The organism is Mariniflexile maritimum, from assembly GCF_009746565.1.
Taxonomy (GTDB): Bacteria; Bacteroidota; Bacteroidia; order Flavobacteriales; family Flavobacteriaceae; genus Mariniflexile; species Mariniflexile maritimum.
Map to the genome: position 1 here is coordinate 468,526 of NZ_WRPN01000001.1, position 25,852 is coordinate 494,377.

25 protein-coding genes are annotated in these 25,852 nt (G+C 37.5%); 8 read left to right on the forward strand and 17 right to left on the reverse strand.

Annotated features, from left to right (window positions below; all coding sequences use genetic code 11):
- Window positions 1-40: 40 nt before the first annotated feature.
- The 7 genes from GQO80_RS02040 to GQO80_RS02070 all read right to left on the reverse strand — a co-directional run bounded on the left by GQO80_RS02040 (window position 41) and on the right by GQO80_RS02070 (window position 6,629).
- Entirely contained in the window at window positions 41-397 is a 357-nt protein-coding gene (locus tag GQO80_RS02040; protein WP_157206530.1) for a four helix bundle protein, read from the reverse strand.
- A gap of 17 nt (window positions 398-414) precedes the next feature.
- Window positions 415-1,008: an imidazole glycerol phosphate synthase subunit HisH gene (gene hisH / locus GQO80_RS02045; protein WP_157206531.1), complete on the reverse strand. Its 594-nt coding sequence runs from the start codon at window positions 1,006-1,008 to the stop codon at window positions 415-417.
- An 87-nt stretch (window positions 1,009-1,095) separates the two neighbouring features.
- Complete coding sequence (gene hisB / locus GQO80_RS02050; protein WP_157206532.1) at window positions 1,096-2,214, reverse strand: bifunctional histidinol-phosphatase/imidazoleglycerol-phosphate dehydratase HisB; 1,119 nt, start codon at window positions 2,212-2,214, stop codon at window positions 1,096-1,098.
- Window positions 2,215-2,230: 16 nt separating this feature from the next.
- Window positions 2,231-3,274 carry a histidinol-phosphate transaminase gene (gene hisC / locus GQO80_RS02055; RefSeq protein ID WP_157206533.1) on the reverse strand — a complete coding sequence of 348 codons (1,044 nt, stop codon included), beginning with the start codon at window positions 3,272-3,274 and terminating at the stop codon, window positions 2,231-2,233.
- Window positions 3,274-4,557: a histidinol dehydrogenase gene (gene hisD / locus GQO80_RS02060; protein ID WP_157206534.1), complete on the reverse strand. Its 1,284-nt coding sequence runs from the start codon at window positions 4,555-4,557 to the stop codon at window positions 3,274-3,276. The genes hisC and hisD overlap by 1 nt, the downstream gene beginning before the upstream one ends.
- Window positions 4,558-4,612: 55 nt before the next feature.
- Window positions 4,613-5,470 (reverse strand): ATP phosphoribosyltransferase, encoded by an 858-nt coding sequence (gene hisG / locus GQO80_RS02065; protein WP_157206535.1) that lies wholly within the window; start codon window positions 5,468-5,470, stop codon window positions 4,613-4,615.
- A 343-nt stretch (window positions 5,471-5,813) separates the two neighbouring features.
- Window positions 5,814-6,629 (reverse strand): prohibitin family protein, encoded by an 816-nt coding sequence (locus tag GQO80_RS02070; RefSeq protein ID WP_157206536.1) that lies wholly within the window; start codon window positions 6,627-6,629, stop codon window positions 5,814-5,816.
- Between the two features lie 230 nt (window positions 6,630-6,859).
- Between GQO80_RS02070 and GQO80_RS02075 the strand changes: the two genes are divergently transcribed.
- Window positions 6,860-7,660 carry a universal stress protein gene (locus tag GQO80_RS02075; protein WP_157206537.1) on the forward strand — a complete coding sequence of 267 codons (801 nt, stop codon included), beginning with the start codon at window positions 6,860-6,862 and terminating at the stop codon, window positions 7,658-7,660.
- Between the two features lie 11 nt (window positions 7,661-7,671).
- Here GQO80_RS02075 and GQO80_RS02080 read toward each other — a convergent pair whose 3' ends face one another.
- From GQO80_RS02080 to GQO80_RS02120, 9 genes are all read right to left on the reverse strand, one after another.
- Window positions 7,672-9,705: a vWA domain-containing protein gene (locus tag GQO80_RS02080; RefSeq protein ID WP_157206538.1), complete on the reverse strand. Its 2,034-nt coding sequence runs from the start codon at window positions 9,703-9,705 to the stop codon at window positions 7,672-7,674.
- A 144-nt stretch (window positions 9,706-9,849) separates the two neighbouring features.
- Window positions 9,850-10,596: a 3-oxoacyl-[acyl-carrier-protein] reductase gene (gene fabG / locus GQO80_RS02085; RefSeq protein ID WP_157206539.1), complete on the reverse strand. Its 747-nt coding sequence runs from the start codon at window positions 10,594-10,596 to the stop codon at window positions 9,850-9,852.
- 165 nt (window positions 10,597-10,761) lie between these two features.
- The gene (gene sucD, locus GQO80_RS02090) at window positions 10,762-11,640 is read right to left on the reverse strand and encodes a succinate--CoA ligase subunit alpha (protein WP_157206540.1); all 879 of its coding nucleotides are present in this window, start codon (window positions 11,638-11,640) and stop codon (window positions 10,762-10,764) included.
- A gap of 72 nt (window positions 11,641-11,712) precedes the next feature.
- Entirely contained in the window at window positions 11,713-12,651 is a 939-nt protein-coding gene (locus GQO80_RS02095; protein WP_157206541.1) for a UDP-3-O-(3-hydroxymyristoyl)glucosamine N-acyltransferase, read from the reverse strand.
- 48 nt (window positions 12,652-12,699) lie between these two features.
- The gene (efp, locus tag GQO80_RS02100) at window positions 12,700-13,266 is read right to left on the reverse strand and encodes an elongation factor P (protein ID WP_157206542.1); all 567 of its coding nucleotides are present in this window, start codon (window positions 13,264-13,266) and stop codon (window positions 12,700-12,702) included.
- 120 nt (window positions 13,267-13,386) lie between these two features.
- The gene (gene lpxA, locus GQO80_RS02105; RefSeq protein WP_157206543.1) at window positions 13,387-14,172 is read right to left on the reverse strand and encodes an acyl-ACP--UDP-N-acetylglucosamine O-acyltransferase; all 786 of its coding nucleotides are present in this window, start codon (window positions 14,170-14,172) and stop codon (window positions 13,387-13,389) included.
- A gap of 9 nt (window positions 14,173-14,181) precedes the next feature.
- Window positions 14,182-15,591 carry a bifunctional UDP-3-O-[3-hydroxymyristoyl] N-acetylglucosamine deacetylase/3-hydroxyacyl-ACP dehydratase gene (locus GQO80_RS02110; protein WP_157206544.1) on the reverse strand — a complete coding sequence of 470 codons (1,410 nt, stop codon included), beginning with the start codon at window positions 15,589-15,591 and terminating at the stop codon, window positions 14,182-14,184.
- On the reverse strand, window positions 15,582-16,604 hold the full coding sequence (gene lpxD, locus GQO80_RS02115; protein ID WP_157206545.1) for a UDP-3-O-(3-hydroxymyristoyl)glucosamine N-acyltransferase: 1,023 nt from the start codon (window positions 16,602-16,604) through the stop codon (window positions 15,582-15,584). The genes GQO80_RS02110 and lpxD overlap by 10 nt, the downstream gene beginning before the upstream one ends.
- A gap of 130 nt (window positions 16,605-16,734) precedes the next feature.
- The gene (locus GQO80_RS02120; protein WP_157206546.1) at window positions 16,735-17,964 is read right to left on the reverse strand and encodes an HD domain-containing protein; all 1,230 of its coding nucleotides are present in this window, start codon (window positions 17,962-17,964) and stop codon (window positions 16,735-16,737) included.
- Window positions 17,965-18,066: 102 nt separating this feature from the next.
- Between GQO80_RS02120 and porX the strand changes: the two genes are divergently transcribed.
- The 4 genes from porX (at window position 18,067) to GQO80_RS02135 (ending at window position 20,937) form a co-directional block, all read left to right on the forward strand.
- Window positions 18,067-19,620, forward strand: coding sequence for a T9SS response regulator signal transducer PorX (gene porX / locus GQO80_RS02125; RefSeq protein WP_157206547.1), 1,554 nt, complete (start codon window positions 18,067-18,069; stop codon window positions 19,618-19,620).
- A gap of 89 nt (window positions 19,621-19,709) precedes the next feature.
- Window positions 19,710-20,117: a tRNA (adenosine(37)-N6)-threonylcarbamoyltransferase complex ATPase subunit type 1 TsaE gene (gene tsaE, locus GQO80_RS02130; protein ID WP_157206550.1), complete on the forward strand. Its 408-nt coding sequence runs from the start codon at window positions 19,710-19,712 to the stop codon at window positions 20,115-20,117.
- Window positions 20,118-20,312: 195 nt separating this feature from the next.
- The gene (locus tag GQO80_RS15745) at window positions 20,313-20,453 is read left to right on the forward strand and encodes a hypothetical protein (RefSeq protein ID WP_198037714.1); all 141 of its coding nucleotides are present in this window, start codon (window positions 20,313-20,315) and stop codon (window positions 20,451-20,453) included.
- A gap of 7 nt (window positions 20,454-20,460) precedes the next feature.
- Complete coding sequence (locus GQO80_RS02135) at window positions 20,461-20,937, forward strand: hypothetical protein (protein WP_157206552.1); 477 nt, start codon at window positions 20,461-20,463, stop codon at window positions 20,935-20,937.
- On the opposite strand, the gene GQO80_RS02140 is transcribed toward GQO80_RS02135, so the two are convergent.
- Entirely contained in the window at window positions 20,934-23,363 is a 2,430-nt protein-coding gene (locus GQO80_RS02140; protein WP_157206554.1) for an outer membrane beta-barrel family protein, read from the reverse strand. The genes GQO80_RS02135 and GQO80_RS02140 overlap by 4 nt on opposite strands.
- Window positions 23,364-23,568: 205 nt before the next feature.
- Here GQO80_RS02140 and GQO80_RS02145 point away from each other — a divergent pair, with 205 nt between their 5' ends.
- The 3 genes from GQO80_RS02145 to GQO80_RS02155 are packed head-to-tail and all read left to right on the forward strand — an operon-like array spanning window position 23,569 to window position 25,772.
- A complete protein-coding gene (locus GQO80_RS02145; protein WP_157206555.1) occupies window positions 23,569-24,768 on the forward strand; it encodes an alanine dehydrogenase in 1,200 nt (399 codons plus the stop codon).
- Window positions 24,769-24,801: 33 nt separating this feature from the next.
- On the forward strand, window positions 24,802-25,176 hold the full coding sequence (locus GQO80_RS02150; RefSeq protein WP_157206558.1) for a hypothetical protein: 375 nt from the start codon (window positions 24,802-24,804) through the stop codon (window positions 25,174-25,176).
- Window positions 25,176-25,772 carry a sugar transferase gene (locus GQO80_RS02155; protein WP_157206560.1) on the forward strand — a complete coding sequence of 199 codons (597 nt, stop codon included), beginning with the start codon at window positions 25,176-25,178 and terminating at the stop codon, window positions 25,770-25,772. Before GQO80_RS02150 ends, GQO80_RS02155 begins: the two co-directional genes overlap by 1 nt.
- Window positions 25,773-25,852 lie beyond the last annotated feature (80 nt).

The window sequence follows — 25,852 nt, forward strand, 5'->3', positions numbered from 1 at the left end:
TTACAATCTGTAATAAGATTTGAACTTTTCAAACACTAACTTATTTTAAATTATTTCTTTTTGCTGTATTAATTGAAGCAACAGTAATTGCCAATAGTTCTTTTCCTTCTTTTTGAAGTTTTAGAATTTCATCTGAATGTTCAGAAAGTATTTCTTCAAAAACTTCTAACCAATGTACACTTTCATCCACTTCTTCTTCAACTATTTTTAGTTTATTAATGAAATCGCTTGTCGATTTTGCTCTTTGAGAAGCTCGATAATTGGCACCAACAGAACTAGAACTTCTAATTAATTGATTGACAAACGCATTATATTCACGAGATTTAGGAACCTTAAAACAAAACTTCCAACAATCTATTCCAAATCGTTTAGTTCTTTCTATCAGTTCATTTCTCATTCTAAAACTTTTAATATCTAACTTTTAACTTCTAACTTTAAAAAATTCTTCAAAATCTGTTCTCCTGCTAAACTACTCTTTTCTGGATGAAATTGCACACCGTAAAAGTTATTATGTTGCAATGCCGAAGCGTAATTGATACCATAATCGGTAGTAGCGATGGTTTCATTGCAATGCTCGGCATAATAACTGTGTACCAAATACATATACTCGTTTTCTTTGATGCCCTTAAATAAGTCCGATTTCAGGTCTTTGATAACGTTCCAACCCATTTGTGGCACTTTTACATGATTATCAAAACGTTTTACTTTGGTTTTAAAAACGCCCAATCCGGTTGTATTGCCTTCTTCCGTATGTTCGCAAAGCAATTGCATCCCTAAACAAATACCTAAAACGGGTTGTTTTAATTGAGGAATCAACACATCCAACCCTGTTTCCTTCAGCATTTTCATTGCAGAACTTGCTTCACCTACACCCGGAAAAATGATTTTATCGGCAGCTAAAATTTCATCTGGATTATCAGATAAAACAGCATCAATTCCCAAGCGTTTAAAGGCGAATTGTATGCTTTTTATGTTTCCTGCGCCGTAATCAATTATTATTAGTTTCAATTTTTTAATATTAAAAGTTAGATATTGGAAGTTGAAAGTTGATTATCATTTTTTATAACTTTAACTTCTAATATTTAATATTGTACTTTACAATACTCCTTTAGTACTTGGTAAAAACATGTTGTTGGAATCACGTTTTACCGCCATTTTCATAGCTTTTGCAAAGGCTTTAAAAATACCTTCTATTTTGTGATGCTCATTAGTGCCTTCTGCTTTGATGTTTAAATTACATTTGGCACCATCGGTAAACGATTTGAACAGGTGATAGAACATTTCTGTTGGCATATCCCCTATTTTTTCGCGTTTGAATTCGGCATCCCATTCCAACCAATTCCTTCCACCAAAATCGACAGCCACTTGTGCCAAACAATCGTCCATTGGCAAACAGAAACCATAGCGTTCAATACCCAATTTGTTGCCTAATGCTTTATGGAACAGTTCGCCAAAAGCAATCATGGTATCTTCTATGGTGTGGTGTTCATCAACTTCTAAATCGCCATCCACTTTTATGGTTAAATCCATCGCACCGTGGCGCCCAATTTGATCTAACATGTGGTCGAAAAACGATAAACCTGTACTAATGTCATTCTTCCCAGAACCATCCAGATTCAACTTTATATAAATTTTTGTTTCGTTTGTATTGCGTGTAATTTCCGCAACACGATCTTTCAACTTCAAAAATTCATATATTTCTTTCCAATCGGTCGTTGTTAATACTATTTCACTAATTATATCATCATTTTCGTTTAAATCTGTATTTTCGGCTAAGTAAATACCTTTCGCACCTAAATTTTTTGCCAACTCCATATCGGTAATTCTATCACCCAACACAAAGGAGTTTGCTAAATCATAAGCTTCAGAAAAATATTTAGTCAACAAACCTGTGCGTGGTTTTCGTGTAGGTGCATTTTCATGCGGAAATGTTTTATCTATGTGAATATCAGCAAACAAGACACCTTCTTTTTCAAAAGCATTGATGATTTTATTCTGCGCTGGCCAAAACGTCTCTTCGGGAAATGAATCGGTTCCCAACCCATCTTGATTGGTAACCATAACCAATTCGTAATCTAATTCAGCAGCTATTTTAGCCATATATTGGAACACTTTGGGGTAGAATTCCAGTTTTTCCAAACTATCCAATTGGTAATCAACAGGTGGTTCTAAAACCAAGGTGCCATCGCGGTCTATAAATAATACTTTTTTCATAACAATACAATAATACCTACAAGGTTTCTAAACCTTGCAGGATATTAATTAAAATTTTATTTTCCTTTGGTGTTCCAACAGTTAAACGCAAGGTGTTTTCACATCCTGTTTGGGTCGTTCTATTACGAATAACAATACCTTTTTCAATAAGTTGATTATAGCGTTTATTGGCATCATCCACTTTTACCAATACAAAATTAGCATCGGTAGGGTATATTTTTGAAATATAACGGATGGATTTTAATTCTGAAATTAAAGCAGTGCGTTCCTTTAAAATATCGGCTATTTGATTGGTTGCCAAATCTTTGAAATTCAACAATTCAATAGCTTTTTTTTGTGTCAGTTCGTTAATATTGTAAGGTGGTTTGATGGTATTTAAAACCGTAATAATCTCTGTGGAAGCATAACAAATTCCTAATCGAATACCTGCCATGGCGTAGGCTTTTGATAAGGTTTGCGATACAATTAAATTGGGATATTGGTCTAATTTTGAAACCCAACTTTCCGCGTTTGAAAAATCGATATATGCTTCATCAATAACTACGATGCCTTTAAAATTACTCACCAAGGTTTCAATAGCTTCTGGTGTAAAACTATTTCCTGATGGGTTATTTGGCGAACAAATAAAAAGCACTTTACTATTGGCATCTGCAGTATTTAAAATTTCTTCAACTTTTGGTTGAAAATCGGCGTCCAAATTTACTTTTTTGATACCGATAGCATTCAAATTTGCCAACACTTCATACATTCCATACGTTGGCGGTAAAATAACAATGTTATCGTGGTTTGGTTCACAAAAAGCCCTGAAAATAAGGTCTAACACTTCATCGCTGCCATTTCCTAAAAGGATATTTTTTGCAGAAACACCTTTGATTTCCGAAAGGATGGCTTTCAATTTACCTTGTTGTGGATCGGGATACCGGTTTACGCCATTTTCAAACGGATTTTCGTTGGCATCTAAAAACACCATGTTATCGGTCACCCCTTGAAATTCATCACGAGCAGATGAATACGGTTTTAATGCCTTTATGCTTGGACGTATTAAATTTTGTATGTTCATTATTTTAAATCCTTTAATCGAATGGAAACCGCGTTTTTATGAGCCTGTAAGCCTTCAGCTTCTGCCATCAGCTCAATGGTTTCACCAATATTCAGAATACCTTCTTTTGATATTTTTTGAAACGTCATACTTTTTGAAAAACTATCTAAATTCACACCGGAATAGGCTTTACTAAACCCATTTGTTGGCAAGGTATGATTGGTGCCAGAAGCATAATCGCCCGCACTTTCAGGCGTATAATCGCCAATAAAAACGGAACCGGCATTCGCTATATTTTCTATATAAAAATGGTCGTTTTTAGAACAGATAATAAAATGTTCTGGGCCATATTCATTTATCAATTCCAAAGCTATGGCATCATTTTCAACGTAAATGAGTTTAGAATTGGCTATGGATTTTTCAGCAATCGCTTTACGCGGAAGCACTTCAAGTTGTTTTCCGACTTCTTCTGAAACTTTATTAATTAAATTTTGTGATGTTGAAACCAAAATAACCTGACTATCGGTACCGTGTTCAGCTTGACTTAACAAATCGGATGCAATGTATGAAGCATTCGCGGTTTCATCGGCCACTACCAATAACTCACTAGGCCCCGCAGGCATATCGATAGCTACGCCGTATTTGGTCGCTAATTGTTTTGCAACGGTTACATATTGGTTTCCGGGGCCAAAAATTTTATACACTTGCGGAATGGTTTCTGTTCCAAAAGTTAATGCGGCAATCGCTTGGATGCCACCCACTTTTATAATTTTTGTAACCCCACATAACTGCGCAGCAAAAAGAATTTCAGGTGCTAATTCGCCCTGTTTGTTTGGTGGCGAACACAATACGATTTCCTTACAACCCGCTATTTGTGCAGGAACAGCCAACATTAAAACGGTTGAAAATAAAGGTGCGGTGCCACCCGGAATGTACAAGCCTACTTTTTGTATCGGGCGTTTTTCTTGCCAACATTGTACCCCTATTGTGGTTTCAACTTCTATTCTACTCGTTTTTTGTGCCTTGTGAAATACGTCTATATTTTGTTTGGCCTGTTTTATGGCATTTTGAAGTTTTTCAGGTACGTTTTTAATAGCATTTTGAATGTCTTCAGAAGTAACAAGGTTCGATTCTAAATCGATTCCATCAAACTGCAAGGTATATTTTTTGATGGCTTCATCACCTTTCAAACGAATGTCATCAAAAATGTGCATAACCGTCGCTTCAATATCACCAACGGTTTGTGTGGGTCGTTTTAAAACCTCAGCCCATTCGTTTTTATTTGGGTTATTAATTATTTGCATTTTTTAAGCCGTTGGCTAGTATCATTATTAATTTTTACTTTTCATTATTAATTGCTTAGAGCACCATTTTTTCTATTGGGCAAACCAAAATACCTTGGGCACCGCGCGCTTTTAAGTCGTCTATAACATCCCAAAACTGATTTTTACTGATAACCGAGTGGATGGAACTCCAACCTTCTTCAGCTAGTGGTAAAACGGTTGGACTCTTCATTCCCGGTAAAACACTTATAATGTCTTTTACTTTATCGTTTGGCGCATTAAGCAACACGTATTTAGATTCCCGCCCTTTTAAAACCGATTTGATTCGGAACTGTATTTTATCTAAAATGGCTTGTTTTCCGGCATCTAAAATGGGCGACACCGCCAAAACCGCTTCCGATTTTAAAATCATTTCAACCTCTTTTAAATTGTTTTTAAACAAGGTGCTACCGCTGGAAACAATATCAACAATGGCATCTGCCAACCCAATATTTGGCGCTATTTCAACCGAACCATTAATAATATGAAGGTTTGCCTTGATGCCCTTTTCATTCAAATAATTTTGAACGGTGTTTGGGTACGATGTAGCGATGCGTTTGCCATCTAAATCCTTGATACTTTTAAAATCCATGGTTTTGGGTACCGCAACGCACACACGGCACGAAGAAAAACCTAATTTTTCTGCTATATTTATTCCGTTGCCTTTTTCAATCAATACGTTTTCGCCAATAATGGCAGCATCAACAACACCGTCTTTTAAATATTGGGGAATATCGCCGTTTCTTAAATAGAAAACTTCAACAGGGAAATTTCTTGCGGCTGCTTTTAATTGATCGATGCCATTATCGATGGAAATGCCAATATCTTTTAGTAATTCCATGGATTCGTCGTGTAAACGACCCGATTTTTGTACTGCAATTCTTAATGTGCTCATTTTTTATGGTTTAAAAGTTATCCGTTTTCGGGATAAAAAGATTCCCGTTTTCACGGGAAAAATAAAACCCGCTTGAGTGTCTCAAACGGGTTTATAAAAATATGTTGATTTTATTCAATACATCTTCACTTCGCTTGAGAGCAAATTTGAAAATGATGGTGATGCGATTGAATAAAGGTCATTTTTTTGTTTTTTACTTTGGCAAATATCATAAATTATCGTGGATTATTCCAAATAAAAACAACAAATCTTATAACTATTGAATATTATCTATTTTTAATTAAAAATAATTGGCTAAAATTCAAAATATCTATAAAATTTCTGAATTATTTAGTCCGTTTTGTTATTGGTTTCCTAAAATTATAGGTAAACCGCTATCGCCCGAACCTATTACAACAACCTTACTATTGGGCGATTCTGCCAACTTCATGGTCGCATCAATGCCTTTGTCCTGTAAAATTTTATCGGTTAATGAGGCACTCAAAATTCTGTTTGATTCGGCTTTACCTTGTGCTTCAATAATAACCTTTTCGGCTTCTTTTTGTGCAGTAACCAATCTGAATTCATATTCCAACGATTCTTGTTCTTGCTTTAATTTGCGCTCAATGGCATCTTTAATGGTTGATGGCAACGTAACATCGCGCACCAAAACCTCATTTAACTGAATATACTGCGATTCTACAATTTTTTTGGTTTCTTCAAATATTTCTTGCTGAATGGCATCCCGTTTACTGGAATACAATTGCTCTGGGGTGTAGCGCCCAACTACACTTCTGGCAGCCGATCGAATGGCCGGAAGCAATACCCGCTCTTTATACATTTCACTTTTTTCTTGGTGCAACTTGCCAAGGTTTTGAAAATCGGGCTGAAACCAAACAGATGCTTCTAATTTTATATCCAGTCCATTTGAAGATAGCACATTCATTTTTTCCAATATTTCTTGCTGTCTTACTTCATAAATAAACACCTTATTCCAAGGTGCTACAATATGGAATCCTTCGCCCATGGCAGGTTCATCAACCACAACGCCTTCTCCAAAGGTCTTAAACAGCACACCTGCTTGACCAGAGCCAATGGTTACAGCCGATTTAGCCAACAAAACAATTAAAACAATAGCGATAATGATGGTAGGTACTGCGATTTTAGGTAATTTTTCCATAGATTTTTTTTTAAAAAAATAAAGATAGGCTAATTTTTACTTTACAGCTAATGCCTGCTAATTGTTTTTATAAGGAATTATGATTTTTTTAGGAAATTGGCGAAACCTTTTAAGTATCTGGAATGAGTACAAAATGATGCTTTTTATTGACAAAATAATAGTTTTAGGGATTTTTAAGTTGTATTTTTAGGTATCCGTTTAGATTGTTTAACCATTAAAGTTTAGTCAATATGAAAACCATTATCATAGCTACGGATTTTTCGGAAGAAGCTAAAAATGCGACCGAATATGCCCTCAATATGGCAAAAATAACACAGGCTCAAGTAGTGCTTTTCAATTTGCACATTTTATCGGTGCATGTAATAAATTCGCGGTTGCCATACGATGCCATATTGACCACCGCTGAAAAAGCCAAACAAAAAATGGAACTTGAGGTAGCAAACCTTTCCAAAAAGCACAACCTATCGATTACGCCATATTTTGCCATGGGAGATTTCAATGAACAATTACAATATGCCATTGAAGCATATCAGGCCGAATTGGTTGTTATGGGCATGCACAAAAAAACCTTGGAAGGCGATTTGTTGGGCAGTACCACCACAGAAGCCATCCATAAAATAAAGACCCCAATTCTTGCCATTCCAATTGGCGCCAAATTTAATGGCATTAAAAAGATTATGTATGCATGTGACATCAACAGAGGGATTTCAACGGAAATACTGGATAAGGTAAAGCGCACCACACACCTATTTAATGCGGTTTTAAAAGTGTTTCATGTAAACGACCATTTGCCTGAAACAAGCGTTGCAACCGAAATGCTTGAACCCTTGGAAGGCGTTTCGTATTATTATAAAAGCGTTCAATCGGATGCTGTAATAGATGAAATTAAAAAGGAATTAATAAGTTTTAAACCCGATATTTTAATTATGGTACCTTATGAATATGGATTTTGGTCGTCGTTAATTCACAAAAGCAAAACCCGTGTCATGTCTTCGGGCTTAGAGATGCCTTTGTTATCCATTCATGGGTAAAAGGTACGTTGTTAGATGCGTCCGTTATATTTTCGTAAAAACCATTCCAATGCCAAACTTATGGCAATGATTATAAGCAGGTAGTACCAATCAATTAACGGCAAACTGTTTGTTGCGCTTTTTTGAATGTTGACAAATCGGGGGTCGTTTAACAAATCGGTTTCCAAACGGCTTGTGTTATTTATAAAATAGCTTTTTCCCTCACTGTTGGCCGCCAATTGCTGAAGTTTTGCAACATCGGCATTTAAAAATTGTTGCTCTACATCATATTCCAAAATCTTGAAACTTCCCGATTTTGATATATTTTCGTTAGTGGCGGTAACTGTAAAGGTATATTCGGATGGCACTAAACTACTTAAATCTACCTGGTAATTGGTATGGTTTAGAATAAGTGGAAAGGTTTTTGTTTCATTTGTAACACTGTTTTTTACTGAAATAGTTAAAGATGCCTTGGGGTTGAAAACGTAATTTTTATCGAAAAATTCAGCCTTAACAAGCACATTATGAGTGCCGTTGTAAAACGATTCATAGTCTAGGTTCAATCGGCTTTTCAATTTGTTTGAGGCTAGGTACTGCACCAATTTCCCCATAAAATCATCAAACGTTTGAAACGATTTGGTATTTAAAAAACTTTGGGCACGCCATTGCCAAATATTTTCACCAAACAAAACGGCCTCTCGCCTACCGCCTGCCTCAAAAGTGGCCAATAACGGATCGTTTTTTGAAAAGCCATTCATCGATTTATACAACAGGGCTTCAAAAGGCATTGTAAATGTGGCCGAACCATAATGCGTATTTAGCGGAGGAAACGATTCAAAATTAATATCATCCATTAAAAAAGCGACATAATTTTTATTGAACACGGCTTGATACGTTTCTGTTTGATTGGTTATTTCGTAAACATAATTTTTATTGATTTTGTTTAAAAAATTCAAATCGGTTTTTGTCCCTACAATTACAAATCGGTTTTTGTTTTCGGCATCCAATGCATCAAACAACTTATTGAACTGATAGTTTGGCTGATAGAGAATAACTAATTGAAAATCATTAATTTGATTTATAATTTCTTTTGAATTAAATAACGTTACGGAACGTTGTTCATTAGCTTCAATGCTTTTTTTAAAGGCACCCAAATCGGGGTGGAGAACATCGCTAACCAAGGCTATTTTTGTTTTCTGGTCAATAACTTCAACAGCAAAATTTTTAATGTTATTGGTGGTGTTCCTTTCGTTTTGTATGGGTTCCAACCTTGCTTGGTACACCTGTACGCCCACCGTATTGGCTGGAAGTGTAAAATTAACAACTTTGGCGTTATTGGTTTTTGTAAACGATAGGTTTTCAGAGTAAACAACCGTTTTGCCATTGGTTACCACAAACCTAGTATTTACTGCAGCTTCTCCATTGTAAACCAAAATGGTTTCAATAGGAAACTGGTTTTTTAAAAAAGCATATTTGTTAACGTTAAGTTGCTGGATTTTTAAATCGGTGTACTGAATGGTATCGCCCAAGATAACAGGATAAATGGGTTGGTTGTAAGTGTTGGGCACAAAAGCGTAATCGTTTCCGTAGGTTTGGTTGCCATCGGTAATTAAAACGGTGGGTGAAATGGTTTCGTTATAAACTTGCGATAATTGCGTAAAGGCCTTATCAATATTGGTTTGCTTTTCGGTAAATGTAATGGTGTTACTAGGGTTTAATGTTTCGCCAAAGGTGTAAACTTCTACATTAAACTTGTCGTTAAGACTTTTACTTGTTGTTAATTTTTTTACGAAATCGGTGGTAGATTTGTCTTGCTTTAAATGGGTTATTGAACTGGAATTATCAACTGCGAGGACTAAATTGGGTTTTTCGGTGGTTAAGGTAATTTGCTCAAATTTCGGATTGATGAGCACTAACAAAATGGCAAATAGGGTAAGAAATCGCAAAAACAAAAAAAGCATGTTCCACTTCGACATGCTTTTTTTGGGTGTATAATACTGAAAACCTGCCAATAGTAAAGCAACAATTCCAGCAAGCAAAATGTATATGATAGTTTCTATTTGCATGTACGGTTTACGATTTGCGATTTACGAATTTTCAACCTTTATCATGGCTGTTGGTAAACCTTCTAATCCTATTTGGCATTGATTATGGGCAATTATATGATTTACGATTTCAACAATTCCAAAATCACCCATCGTCAATCTATACTAAGTGAGCATGCCCCCATCAACGTTTAGGGTTTGTCCTGTTACATAAGCACTCATGTCACTTGCCAAAAACACGCATACATTCGCGACATCTTCAGGGGTGCCGCCACGTTTTAATGGAATGCCTGCACGCCATCCTTTTACAACCTCTTCGTCTAATTTAGCGGTCATTTCGGTTTCAATAAAACCGGGTGCCACCACGTTGCTGCGAATGTTTCTGGAACCTAATTCTAAAGCTACCGATTTTGAAAAACCTATAATTCCAGCTTTAGAAGCAGCATAATTGGTTTGTCCTGCATTTCCTTTTACGCCCACTACCGAGCTCATGTTGATTATGGAGCCTTTGCGTTGTTTTAGCATGGTTTTCTGTACTGCTTTGGTCATATTGAAAACCGATTTTAAGTTTACTTCTATAACCGTATCAAAATCTTCTTCTGTAATGCGCATTAACAAATTATCTTTGGTAATACCAGCATTGTTTACCAATACATCGATGCTTCCAAACTCCGCAACCACATCATCTGCCAATTTTTGGGCTTCCTCAAAACTGGCCGCATTACTTTTATAGCCTTTGGCTTTTATGCCTTGGGCATTTAATTCTTTTTCAAGCTCGTTGGCTGCTTCTACCGAGCTACTGTATGTAAAGGCAATATTGGCTCCCTGTGCTGCAAAAACTTGCGCAATGCCACGGCCTATGCCCCTGCTTGCGCCTGTGATGATGGCTGTTTTTCCTTCTAATAATTTCATTTGTTAGGTTTTAATGGCTACGAATTCACGAAAATGATTCATTCAAATTCGATTGTTTTGTTGTTGAACTGATTTGAATTCAAATATAGTAATTACAAGTTGTTTCAAATAAAAAAACCTCACAAAATTAGGCGAGGTTTTTAAATGTCTATGCACTTGCTCTGTCTATAATGCGCTTAAAACTTCTTTAACTTTTTTGCCGATTTCAGCAGGAGAATCCACCACGTGAATGCCACAGGCTCTCATAATTTTCTTTTTAGCTTGTGCCGTGTCATCACTTCCGCCAACAATAGCACCGGCATGCCCCATGGTTCGACCGGCGGGTGCCGTTTCACCAGCAATAAAGCCAATAATTGGTTTTTTACTACCACTTGCCTTGTACCAATGTGCCGCATCGGCTTCCAATTGCCCTCCAATTTCACCAATCATAACAACCGCTTCGGTTTCTGGGTCGTTAATCAATAATTCTACGGCTTCTTTTGTGGTGGTTCCAATTATGGGGTCGCCTCCAATACCAATTGCTGTTGTGATACCTAAACCTTGTTTTACAACTTGGTCGGCCGCTTCATAAGTTAAGGTTCCCGATTTTGACACAATGCCTACATGTCCTTTTTTGAAAACAAAACCGGGCATGATGCCTACTTTTGCTTCACCCGGTGTGATTACACCCGGACAGTTAGGGCCGATTAAACGACAGTCTTTGTTTTTTATGTAGTTTGAAGCCGTAATCATATCGGCAACAGGAATACCTTCGGTTATAGTAATAATTACTTTTATACCCGCATCGGCAGCTTCCATAATGGCATCGGCAGCAAAAGCTGGTGGCACAAAAATAATGGTTGTATCGGCTCCTGCCTGTTCAACAGCGTCTTTTACGGTATCGAACACGGGCTTATCCAAATGGGTTTGACCGCCTTTTCCGGGAGTAACGCCCCCAACAACATTGGTACCGTATTCAATCATTTGGGTAGCATGGAACGTGCCTTCGCTTCCTGTGAAGCCTTGAACGATTATTTTTGAATTTTTGTTTACTAAAACACTCATTGTTTGTTTTTTATTTAACTAAGTGATGCAAAAGTACCTTTTTTGAAAATATTTTCAATAGGATAATTATATTTATTTTTTCAATTTTAAACCTTCTAAAACTTCGGGAATTTGTCTTATGGCGGCCAATTCTTTGTATTTAACACGGATGTCTTCCGCAGGAACGCCAAAATAACTTTTTCCACCCTCAAGCGATTTGCTAATGCCCGATTTGGCCAAAAGCACTGCTTTTGTACCAATAGTAACACCGCTGGTACAGCCAACTTGCCCCCAAAATGTTACTTCATCTTCAACCACCACGCACCCGGCAATGCCAACTTGTGAAGCTATGAGGCATTTTTTGCCAATAACGGTATCGTGCCCAATTTGTATTTGATTGTCTAATTTTGAACCTTCCTTTATCCTGGTATCGCCCGTAACGCCCCTATCGATGGTGCAATTGGCACCAATATCCACATGGTCTTCAATAACAACGCGCCCGCAGGATTTTAACCTGTCAAACCCTTCTGGTCGTTTTTTGTAATAAAAAGCATTGGCCCCCAACACCGTGCCTGCGTGTATGGTTACGTTGTTGCCAATTACAACATCATCGTAAATACTAACATTGCTGTGTATGGTACAATTTTCGCCAATAACAACATTGTGGCCTATAAAACAATTGGGTTGAACGATTGAATTGGCACCAATGATGGCCGAATCGGAGATGTTGCTGGTTGCAACATTAAAAGGTTTGAAAAAATCGGTTAGTTTGTTGAAATCCCGAAACGGATCGTCACTAATCAATAAGGCTTTGCCTTGTGGGCATGCAACTTCTTTATTGATTAAAATGATGGTTGCTGCCGAATGTAATGCCTTGTCGTAGTATTTTGGATGATCGACAAATACAATATCGCCTGCCTCAACAACATGGATTTCGTTCATGCCCAATACCGGAAAATTGGCATCACCCACAAAATGGGATTCAATGATTTGGGCAATCTGTTTTAGGGTATATGGCTGTGGGAATTTCATTTATATTGTTTAATTGTTGCGCTGTTGAACTGTTTAAACAAATAAACGTTATTCTTTTACACGTTCTTTGTAAGTTCCTTTTTCGGTCTCAACCCTAATTTTATCGCCTTCATTAATAAACAAAGGAACATTTACTATGGCACCCGTTTCCATGGTTGCTGGCTTGGTGGCGTTTGTTGCGGTATTGCCTTTTACGCCCGGTTCGGTAGCGGTAACCAACAATACGACGCTTGCAGGCATTTCAACAGAAAGCGGCATGTTATCTTCAGCATTTATGATTACTGTAACCACTTCACCTTCTTTCATTAAACCCGGGTTATCTAAAGCAGATTCCCGTAACTGGATTTGGGTATAATCTTCAGTGTTCATAAAATGATAGTACTCGCCATCATTATATAAAAATTGAAATTTATGGGTTTCGACACGTACATCTTCTAACCTGTGTCCTGCAGAAAAGGTATTGTCCAATACTTTTCCATTGGTAACGCTTTTCATTTTTGTTCTTACAAACGCAGGCCCTTTGCCCGGTTTTACGTGTAAAAACTCGATAATTTTATAAATATCATTGTTGTACCTAATACATAAGCCGTTTCTAATATCGCTTGTAGTTGCCATTTATTGTTTGTTGTTTATTTGTATGTTTTAATGTCGTTTGTTGATTACATGCATCTTTAGAAGTTGTTTATTGCTAAGTTGAAAACGACTAAACAACTCCACAACAAACAACGAAACCTATTAATTCGATTTGAAATACCCCTTCATAATGCCTCGTTGGGAATCTTTTATAAACTGAAGGATTTCATCGCGTTCGGGCGTTGCTTCCATTTCAGCCTCAATAATTTCGGTAGCTTGGGTATTGTTATAATTTTTTTGATACAGGATTCGGAAAACATTCTGTATTTCCCTTATTTTTTCGGTTGTGTAGCCGCGTCTTCTTAGGCCAACAGAATTGATGCCCACATACGACAAAGGCTCTCTTGCGGCCTTCACGTAGGGCGGCACATCTTTTCTAACCAACGAACCTCCTGTTACAAAAGCATGGTTTCCTACGGAAACAAATTGGTGTACAGCGGTCATACCTGCCAAAACCACATAATCGCCAATGGTAATGTGTCCTGCAAGGGTGCTGTTATTGGAAAAGATGCAGTTGTTTCCAACCACGCAATCGTGGGCGATGTGGCAATAGGCCATGATAAGGCAATTGTTGCCAATAACGGTTTTCATTCTATCAGCGGTACCACGGTTAATGGTAACACATTCCCTAATGGTAACGTTATCGCCTATTTCTACCGTAGTTTCTTCATCGTTGTATTTTAAATCCTGTGGTACGGCAGAAATTACCGAGCCCGGGAAAATATTGCAGTTTTTTCCAATGCGAGCGCCTTCCATAATGGTAACGTTGCTGCCTATCCATGTGCCTTCGCCAATAGTTACATTGTTATAAATGGTTGTAAAGGGCTCAATTACAACGTTTTTTGCAATTTTTGCACCAGGATGCACATAAGCGAGTGGTTGGTTCATTTGATATTTTTATTGTTTTACTTTTGAAATTTGTGCCATTAGTTCGGCCTCTGCGCATAGCTTGCCATTTGCATAGGCATAACCTTGCATGTGGCATATACCACGACGAATGGGCGTAATTAGCGAACACTTGAATATTAAGGTATCGCCGGGCACTACTTTTTGTTTGAATTTCACGTTATCCATCTTCATAAAAAACGTTAAGTAGTTTTCGGGGTCTGGAACGGTGTTCAATACCAAAATACCACCTGTTTGGGCCATGGCTTCCACGATTAAAACCCCGGGCATAACGGGCGCACCCGGAAAATGGCCTGCAAAAAACGATTCGTTCATGGTCACGTTTTTCATGGCGGTTACATAACTATCGGTAAGTTCGTAAACCTTATCAATCATTAAAAACGGTTGCCTATGTGGTAACATGGCCATAATTTGATTAACGTCCAGTAAAGGTGGTTCATTCAAATCGATATTAGGGACGTTATTTCTTCGGTCGTTTTTTATAAGTTTTGAAAGTTTTTTGGCAAATTGGGTATTTACAAAATGGCCCGGTTTGTTAGCGATTACTTTTCCTCGAATACGAACGCCAACCAAGGCCAAATCGCCCAGAACGTCAAGTAATTTATGTCTGGCCGCTTCGTTGGGATGGTGCAGGGTTAAATTATCTAAAATGCCATTTGGTTTTACGGCAATGCTATCTTTTTTGAAAGCGACCTTTAGTTTTTCCATGGTTTCTGCCGATAAGGGTTTATCAACATACACAATGGCATTGTTTAAATCGCCCCCTTTTATAAGTCCGTTTTGAAGCAACATTTCAATTTCGTGCAAAAAGCTGAAGGTTCGCGCGTTTGAAATGTCTGTTTTAAAATCGGAAATCTGGTTTAATGTGGCGTTTTGGGTACCTAAAACTTTGGTGCCAAAATCTACCATGGTAGTAATTTGATATTCCTTTGCGGGCATAACCAATATTTCGCTGCCCGTTTCCTCATCGGTATAGGAAACAATATCGGTAATCACGTATTCTTCCCTAAAGGCTTCTTGTTCAATAACTTTTGCTTTTTCTAGGGCTTCCACAAAAAACTTAGAAGAACCGTCCATAATGGGTGGTTCGGAAGCGTTAAGTTCAATAATAACGTTATCGATGTCCAGACCAACTAAAGCTGCAAGTACATGTTCGGAGGTTTGGATGATCACCCCGTTTTTTTCCAAACAGGTACCGCGTTGCGTATTGGTTACATAATTGGCATCGGCTTCAATGTTGGGCATGCCTTCTAAATCCACACGCTTGAATACCAACCCGGTGTTGGCTGCCGCTGGCTTAAAGGTTAATGTTACGTTTTTTCCTGTGTGTAAACCAACACCCATTAATGAGCTTGCTTTCTCAATGGTTTTTTGTTTAATATCAGTAGTTACTATTCCCATTTGTTCTTTTCTAAATCATTTATATTCTTAACAATTTTAGGTAGGTTCTTAAAGTGAACGTACGCTTTATTATAGTCGGTTAAGGCAATGGCGGGAGAGCCTTGAAGGGTTTCATCATCCTTAACGTTTCTTGCAATACCAGATTGTGCTTGTATCCTTACGTTATTACCAATAATGATGTGGCCCGCTATTCCCACTTGGCCGCCAATTTGGCAATGTTCGCCAATTTTGGTGGATCCCGCAATGCCAGTTTGTGCGGCAATTACGGTGTTTTTGCCAATTTCTACGTTATGGGCTATTTGAATGTGGTTGTCCAATTTCACACCTTCATGGATGATGGTTGACCCTAAGGTAGCCCTGTCGATGGTGGTGGCGGCTCCTATATCAACGTAATCTTCAATGATAACGTTTCCTATTTGCGGAATTTTGTTATAGCCCCCAGCTTCATTGGGTGCAAACCCAAACCCATCGGCCCCAATAATAACGCCCGAGTTTAGTACGCAATTATTCCCTATAACGGTATCCGAATAAATGCGCACTCCAGAAAATATTATGGTATTGTTTCCTATAACAACATTATCGCCTATATAGGTATTGGGGAAAATTTTAACGTTATCGCCCAATTTTACGTTATCTGCTATATACGAAAAGGCACCAATATAAACCTGTTCTCCGTACTGCGATGATTCTGAAATAAATGCAGGTTGTTCGATACCTACTTTGTTGAGCTTTATGGAGTTGTAATATTCGAGTATTTTTGAAAAGGCCAAATAGGCATCATCTACTTTTATAAGGGTGGTTTCAATAGCGCTTTCGGGTACGAATGATTTATTGACAATGGTAACGGAAGCTTTTGTACTATATATATAGTGTTTGTATTTAGGATTGGCCAAAAACGTTAGAGATCCTTTAAAGCCTTCCTCAATTTTGGAAAGTTTTGATACTTCAGCGTTCGGATTTCCAACCACATCTCCTTCTAATATACCTGCTATTTGTTGTGCTGTAAATTTCACACGTTAAAGTTTGATGTTTTTAAATGTTAGGTTTGGCAAAAATAGGAAAAATGTCCTAAAGTTTTTCAATTGCATTTTTTATTGTTGGTTGGCCATAGCGGATTGTTAGGAAAAACAACTTTAGAACTAATTAAAATGCTGTAACTGGTTGCTTTGGATAACAGATATAATATTTGGTTACAGGTTTTGAAAGGGCCTTTAGGTTTAATTGGTCGGAGGCTTCAACGATATCTTCTATGTTTCCAGATTTGTGCAATATATTGATGCCCTTGTGGTTATGTTGGTACGCCTGATTGGAAATACTGCCCTTAAAAACAAAATAATGGGCTTCTTTTTTACTGATGCCATAGGTGTTAACCAGTTTTTCAATATAGGGTTCCAAGTCCTGTTTTTTTACTGGTTTGTTTTTCAGCTTGATGGTTAATAGATTCCGGTTAATAATCATGTTGCTTAAATGGCGTAGTACAAAATCGGTGCTATGTTGCCAATGTTTCATGGCCGAAATAATGTCGTAATCATCCAATTCAGCAAAAACATCCAAAGCGTCTTCATTAAAATTTGCCATCGTTATCTTATTTTCCAAAAAATACAATAAGGGCTTACTGGCTTCCAGTATATGGCCTTTTTGGTGCAGCTCTTTGGCGCGTTGCAAAACCCGGATCAATAACTGTTCTGCAGCCAACCCTGTTTTGTGCAAATACACTTGCCAGTACATAAAACGACGGGCAATTATAAATTTTTCTACGCTGTAAATGCCTTTTTCTTCAACAACCAATTGGTCGTTAACCACGTTCAACATGGTAATCAAGCGTTCGCTGTTTATGTTGCCTTCTGCTACGCCCGTATAAAAACTGTCGCGCTTTAAATAATCGGCCCTATCCATATCAAATTGCCCAGAAATGAGCTGACACATGAATTTTCGGGGATATTCCCCTTTAAATATTTGGATGGCAAGCGTTAAACTTCCGTTAAATTCGTTGTTTAGGCGGTGCATGAAAAGCAAGGAAAGATGCTCGTGCGAAACCCCATTTACAATGCTATGTTCCATGGCGTGCGAAAAAGGGCCATGGCCAATATCATGTAATAATATGGCAGCGTAGAGTCCGTTTTCTTCTTCTTTTGATATGCTAACGTCCTTAAAACGAAGCACATTCACCGCTTTTTGCATTAAATGCACACAGCCAATGGCATGATGAAACCGCGTGTGGTGCGCGCCCGGATATACCATATACGACAGGCCCATTTGGGTAATGCGCCGCAACCTTTGAAAATACTTGTGCTGTATTAAATCGAATATGAGCGAATTTGGAATGGTAATAAATCCGTAAATTGGGTCGTTTAATATTTTAAGTTTGTTCAAACTTTAAAAAGTTAATGTTTTGGGCACAAATATACTTATTGCCTTCTTAAATTTATTAAATACAACAACAAATTGATTGAAACACTTACAAAAAATACGTCTATGAATACAATAAAAATACTTTGGGTCGATGATGAAATTGATTTGCTTAAACCCCACATCTTGTTTTTGGAACAACGCAACTATAAGGTAACGACCTGTAAAAGTGGCACCGAAGCCATTGAAACACTTGATAATGAAAATTTCGACATTGTTTTTTTAGATGAAAACATGCCGGGACTTACAGGTCTTGAAACCTTAAACGAACTAAAGGAAAAGCAAGATAACCTGCCGGTTGTGATGATTACCAAAAGTGAGGAGGAATACATTATGGAAGAAGCCATTGGCAATAAAATTGCCGATTATCTCATAAAGCCCGTAAACCCCAACCAAATTCTGCTAAGCTTGAAGAAAAACCTGGACCATTCCAGATTGGTTTCTGAAAAAACAACCTCAAATTACCAACAGGAGTTCCGTAAAATCTCAATGGATCTGGCCATGGTAAACTCGTATGAAGCCTGGGTAGCCTTATACCAAAAACTCATTTACTGGGAAATTCAACTTGAAAACATAGAGGATGCGGGCATGTTTGAAATCTTAGAATCCCAAAAAACCGAAGCCAATATCCAATTTGGAAAGTATATTGAAAAAAATTACGCCAAATGGTTTCAATCGCGCGAGGATGCCCCCGTGATGTCGCACACGCTTTTTAAGGAAAAAATTGTTCCCGAACTTAGCAAGGAACAGCCCACATTATTGGTGGTGGTCGATAATTTGCGGTACGACCAATGGAAAGTGTTTGAACCCATCATCAACAACCATTATAAAAAGGAAAAAGAGGAAGCGTTTTTCAGTATTTTGCCCACCGCAACACAATATGCGAGAAATGCTATTTTTTCCGGACTGATGCCCAGCGAAATGGAAAAACTATTTCCCCAATATTGGAAAAACGATACCGATGACGGTGGAAAAAATTTACATGAAGAAGATTTTTTGCAAACCCAATTAAAACGTTTGGGGCTAACCCATTTAACCTGCGAATTCCATAAAATAACAAACCTTAAAACTGGAAAAAAGCTGGTTGAAAACTTCAAATCTTTAAAAAACAACGACTTAACCGTTATTGTGTATAATTTTGTAGATATGCTCTCGCATGCCAAAACTGAAATGGAGGTGGTTAAGGAATTAGCATCAAACGATAAGGCGTATCGTTCATTAACCCTGAGCTGGTTTAAAAATTCGCCACTTCTGGAAATGGTGCAACTGGCCCAACAATTAGGGTTTAAGCTTATTTTAACTACCGATCACGGCACCATAAACGTAAAAACACCTTCAAAAGTTATTGGCGATAGGGATACCAGTTTAAATTTACGCTATAAAACAGGTCGCAGTTTAACCTACGAAAGTAAAGAAGTGCTGGTTTTTAAAGACCCCAAGGAAGTGCACCTGCCTTCTATAAACATGAGCAGCTCGTATATTTTTGCCAAAGGCGACTCCTTTTTTGCCTATCCAAACAATTACAATCATTATGTGAGCTATTTTAAAAACACCTACCAACATGGGGGCGTTTCACTAGAAGAAATGATCATTCCGTTGGTCGTGTTTAACCCAAAATAATCTATGTAATACAAAAAACACCGACAAAATGCATAGTTTATTAGTTTTTATCATAATTAATTTGTAATATTGCCTTAAAATTTTTTGCCTTGGAAATAAATTACAGTATAAACGATATAGAAAATCTGGCGCAAGAGCTTCTAAAAAACCTGAAATCGAAAACCATTTTGTTTCATGGTGGTATGGGTGTTGGCAAAACAACCCTTATTAAAGCAGTGGTTAAACACTTGGGCAGTTCAGATGAAGTGAGTAGCCCCACCTTCTCTATTATCAATGAGTATGAGATGAAGAATGACAAAATTTTTCATTTCGATCTGTATCGTATAAAAAATATGGAAGAAGCCTATAATTTCGGTATTGAAGATTATTTAGATTCTGAACATTGGATTTTGATTGAATGGCCCGAATTGATACGACCGATGTTAACAAACAATTTTGATGAGATTTTTTTAAAATTAACCGCAAACGAAACCAGGCAACTAATTTTAAAAAATTAAATAATAACAAAAAAAAAATAAAGCATATATAGCAGAAAAAACAGTACAAAACCTCCAATTATTGTAGTAGTACGGGAAACCCACAGCTAAAATTTTGAAAAACAATGTTTTTAACGTTTTTTTAACATTTAGCCACCTACATCAATAAGGTCTTTAGTTACATTTGGGTAATTAATTAATTAAATCCCTTATAAAATGAAAACTAAAAACTATTTAATTGCGATTGCAATTTTTGGTGGTATGTTGTTTACTGCTTATGCAGCCAACACAGCAAATCAAGATGAGCAACAAACGGCCGTTAGAAAAGATCAAATTAAAATTCCTTCAGGAGGATAGAAAGAGTTTGATTATAGGAAGTGTTATTGCTACCATTATAGCAACCACCCCTTATTTGTTTTACCTGTATGAAAGTGTCCCCAATTCTCCAATTTGGGACACTTTTTTATTTACCTATCAAAGTGAGTTTTATCAAAGTGCACAAGTTTCCATGTGGGTGTTAACATCAAAATTGATACCGCTACTTTTATTAATCATTTGGTTTTTTACTTGCAGGCATTGGTGGTTTCATGCACTCTTAGTACCAATCGCGATGTATGTTTATCAGATATTTATTACTCTTAATGATGATTTAATAAATATTGACTCTAATCAATTAATGTATTTAATTCCAATAATGGCCATTATTGTCCCTTCCATATATTTAGTGAGGGCTCAAATTTTCAATAAAATAAATGATGCCAACAAATCCTTGGAGGAGCTTGAAGAAGAGTTTAAAATATCGCCTAGAAATTTCTGGGATAAAATAAAACAGTATTTTTAAGGGTGTTTGTTTTCCAATCGGTCGCGTTCTTCCAATTCCAGCTCTTTGTGGTTGGGTTTTAAATGGTAGTTTCCAAATTTATAGGTAAACCCCGCAACCAGCAAACGATTCTCCATACGCGATTTAAAAAACAGGTCTTGGTTTAGGTACTGCGTCTTGGTACTAAAATTTTGCGAGTTAAACACATCCCTCACCCCCATATTTACGGAAGCCCTCCCTTTCCATAATGTTTTTCTAAAGGTTATATCCAGCCCTTGTCGGTTGCTGATTTTTTTAGCACCATCCACCAAACTCGAAATGTATAAATAAGCAACATCGGCGGTTAAACTTTTATCCTTCAACAACGAAAAATAGTTGATGATTTGGCTATAAACCGACCATCGATCATTGGTATATAATGTGTTGGCGCTTTCCAAGGCAACAAAATGATTTTCATAATAAAAAAGGGAGGCCAGTACATATAAATTCCAACGGTTGGCAAGCTGGGTATAGGTTGTAAAATCCAAACCATACGAAATACTTTTGTCAATGTTTGTGTTAATGTATTTAATTAGGTTTTCCTCATTATCTTGAAAGGTCATTTCTAGTGTAGGATTGTTTTCAAAACGGTAATACAGCTCGAAAGTGTAGTTTTTATTGATGGTATAGCCTAAGGTTAAAACATCATCAATTTGTGGTTTCAGGTTTGGGTCGCCGGCAATATAGGCGTTATCGTTTAAAAAATATTTAAAAGGGTTTAATTCGCTGTATCTGGGGCGGTAAATGCGCCTGTTATAATTAAAATAAACAGCGTTGTGGTCATCTACATTGTGCAAAAGGTAAAATGAGGGAAAAAGCTCCACATAGTTTTTGTTGCTCTGGGTGTTGGTAGCCTTAGAGGTGCCAACAATATCGGTATGTTCGACCCTTACGCCCAATTTTAGGCTCCAACGTTCCCAATCCTTGGCATAACTGGTGTAGAGTGCCGAATTGGTTTCATCATAAAGAAAGGTATCGGTATTTTGTAAATCCTCAATTTTTACACCATTTTCAACAAGATACTGTCGTAATATGCTTTTTGAACTTATATTGGAAACTTTGGCTCCTGCTTCAAATTGAGCGGTTTCACTTAGGGGCAGTTCGTAATCAATTTGACCCGTATATAGTTTTATTACTTGCTTAGAGAACGTTTGAAAGTTGTTATCCCGAAATGCGGTAGTAGTATTAGGATAGAAATAGCCTGTTTTAACATCCTGAAAACTTAAAAAATCATAATTGGTATGGTGGGCACTCAGCATTAATTTCTCCCCTTCTTTTTTAAATTTGTGCACATAATCAAGCGTAAGGGCAAAATTAAAGGTCTCATCGGCCATACGGTTTTTGGTATGGAAGGTAGAATCTAAAACATGGGCAGCATCAAAAACCTCGGTTAGCGAATTCACAAAGGTTTTGGTATGATCGCGCGGAGCTACAAGCATGTTTGCCGAAACACCCAAACTGTTGGCGGCGTTAAATTCATAATCAATGCTGGTATTGATGTTATGGTTCGATGTGTTCCGTGTGCGTTTATAATCGGTTTCCCAACTGGTGGTGTTCTGTCCGTTTTCAGTAAAAAAAATAGATTCGCTATTGTGCCTAAACTCTTTTTTTGGGTTCACACTATAATTCAAATAGGTGTTTAGCTTTTTTGTCTTAAAAAAATGACTCGTGCCAAACGTATATTTAGGATAGGTTTTACCCATGCTATAATTGCTGAACATGTTGCCATTATAGCCTGCAACAATGGTTTTGCTGGTTATGATATTAAGTACCGAACCGCCTTCAGCTTCGTATTTTGCGGGTGGGTTGGTAATAACTTCAATGGATTTTATAGTTGTTGCCGATGTACCTTCCAGTAGTTGCTGCACTTCATCCATGGACAATTGCACTTTTTTATCATTTATATAAACGGTAGGAACGCTATGCTTAACGGTTATGGTACCATCATGCACCAAAACACCGGGTGTTTGTTTTAATACATCCAAAACGTTGGTATTCGATAAACTGGAGTTTTCAACATTAAAAACCAACCTATCAACCATACGCTTTACCGTGGGCCGTTTTACAGTAAGGGTAACATCATTTAAGGTTTCTAACTTTTCCTTTAAAATTATGGCAGCTAATTGGGTGGTTTTATTCAGGTCAATGGCCAAGGTTTGTGCCTCAAAACCCAAAAAGCTTACTGTAAGGGTATAGTTGTTGGCTTTTAGGTTTTCAAACGAAAAAACGCCCGCTTCATTGGTGATTGTACCTTCCGTTACAGACGAATCATCTGTGGCAACAACCACATTTGAATAAGCAATGGGTTGCTTGTTTTCATCCAAAACGGTACCCGATAAAGTGATATTTTGCGCAAATAGAGCTAAGGAAAAAAGGCTTAAAAAGCAAGTAATTAACGCTTTACACATACATATTGTTTATAGTTACAAACATAAAAAAATTATTCCAACCATAGGATGCCAAACCAGATAATTTTGAGGTTTTTTCGTTCAAATGTAATGCGTATTATTTTATTTGATTATTTAGCGGAATTGAGTACTAAAGTAATTATTTTTGAAATGTTCTATGCAATAAAAATTTTATTTGTAATTTGTTTATGTAATTAACAACACCATGGCGAAACAACTATCTCCTTTTACCAAACAGCAACTCTTACCACAAGAGGAAACCCTTGAGATTTTTAGGCGCAAAGGCGAATTATATATTGGTATCCCTAAAGAAACCGCGTTTCAAGAAAAACGCGTTTGCTTAACCCCCGATGCGGTGTTTGCCTTGGTTAGCAATGGCCACCGCGTACTACTGGAAGCTGGAGCGGGCGATGGTGCCAATTTTACCGACAGGGAATACAGTGAGGCGGGTGCCGAAATTACAAACGATACCGCCAAAGTGTTTGCGTGTCCAACCATTTTAAAGGTAGAGCCCCCTAGTTTGGAACAAATCAAGCTGCTAAACCCGCAAACCTTGTTAATATCGGCATTGCAAATAAAAACACAATCCAAACAGTATTTTGAAGCCTTGGCCGCCAAACGCATTACCGCTTTGGCGTTCGAGTTCATTAGGGATTCTGATGGCACCTATCCTGCCGTAAAATCATTGAGTGAAATTGCAGGTACGGCCTCGGTGCTAATAGCAGCCGAATTGTTATCGGATACCAAGGGCGGTAACGGACTCATGTTTGGCAATATAAGCGGGGTGCCCCCTATTGAAGTGGTTATTCTAGGTGCCGGCACCGTTGGCGAATTTGCCGCTAGAAGTGCCATAGGCTTAGGGGCAAACGTTAAGGTTTTCGATAATTCCATTACCAAACTCCGGCGCATACAAACCCATTTGGGGCGCCCCATATTTACCTCTACCCTGCAACCTAAAAACCTTACCAAATCATTAAAACGTTGCGATGTGGTTATTGGCGCGGTGCGAGGAAACAACCGTTCACCCATTGTGGTAACCGATGCGATTGTGCAATGCATGAAAAAAGGGGCCATCATTATTGATGTGAGCATCGATACCGGTGGTTGTTTTGAGACCAGCGAAGTAACCTCGCATAAACAGCCTACCTTTGTAAAGCACGGTGTTATTCATTATTGTGTGCCCAATATTCCTGCGCGCTACTCACGTACGGCATCGGTTTCCATAAGCAATATTTTTACGCCTTATCTGTTAAAGATTGCTGAAGATGGGGGTATAGAAAATTCACTCCGTTTTGATAGAGGTTTAAAAAATGGGTTGTATTTTTACCACGGAATTTTAACCAGTAAATCGGTGGGCGAATGGTTTGGATTAAATTATAGCGATATCAATTTAATTATTTTTTAACCGAAGCCAACCTACTGGTTGTTAAACAAACAAATGAATTTACTACAACGCTTCGGCTATTATTTAGGAGGCTTATGTATTGGCATGGTACTCGTTTTTTTCTTATGGAAAAAAAAAGGTACGACGTTCAATTACGGACTGGATGCGCGGGTGCTCAATAATATCCGGTTAAAAAAAATGGTATATTCCGATGCGGCTGCATTTGAAATGACCAAAAACAAGCTCGACGAAACGGCCATAAACCACATCTTAAAACAAGGCGATGTTAATTTTTCTGAAAGCAAAACACATCAAAAGCCTTGTGCTATCTACACTATTGAAGGTGAATTTAAAAACAACAACATTACATTAACCATTGAAAATTGCGATAGTATAGCCACCTTAACACATTTTAGGATTGTTCGCTAATGAATACCAAACGCCTTTTCGACATTGTATTTTCGGCCATTGGTTTGCTTTTGCTCGCCCCCATCTTCGTTATCATTGCCATCATAATTAAACTTGATTCACCGGGCCCTGTATTTTTTATACAAGGGCGCGTGGGTAAAAACAACAGCGATTTTAATATCTATAAATTTCGTACCATGCGCATACAATCGGAAAGCAAGGGCTTGCTCACTTTAGGGAACCATGATGCGCGCATAACAAAAATCGGTTATTTTTTACGACGCTATAAAATTGATGAATTTCCGCAGCTTATCAATATTTTAAAGGGCGATATGAGCTTTGTTGGTCCCCGACCTGAACTTCGGTATTATGTAAATTTTTATACGGAAGACGATATGACCATATTTTCAGTAAGACCGGGCATAACCGGACTCGCTTCCTTGAAATACAGAAATGAGGTAGAACTTTTAAAAGCGGCCACCGATCCGGAATCGTTTTACATAAAAACCATCATTCCCGATAAGTTAAAATATAATAAAGAGTATATTAAACGCCGCAATTTCTTCTTCGATTTAAAGCTTATTGGCAGCACCATCATCAAGGTTATTACTAAATAATTGGTAGTACCACGTTTTACCACTTGTTTGATAGGTTAATTATGCCTACTTTGGATGAGTTTTTCATCGTTAATAACCTA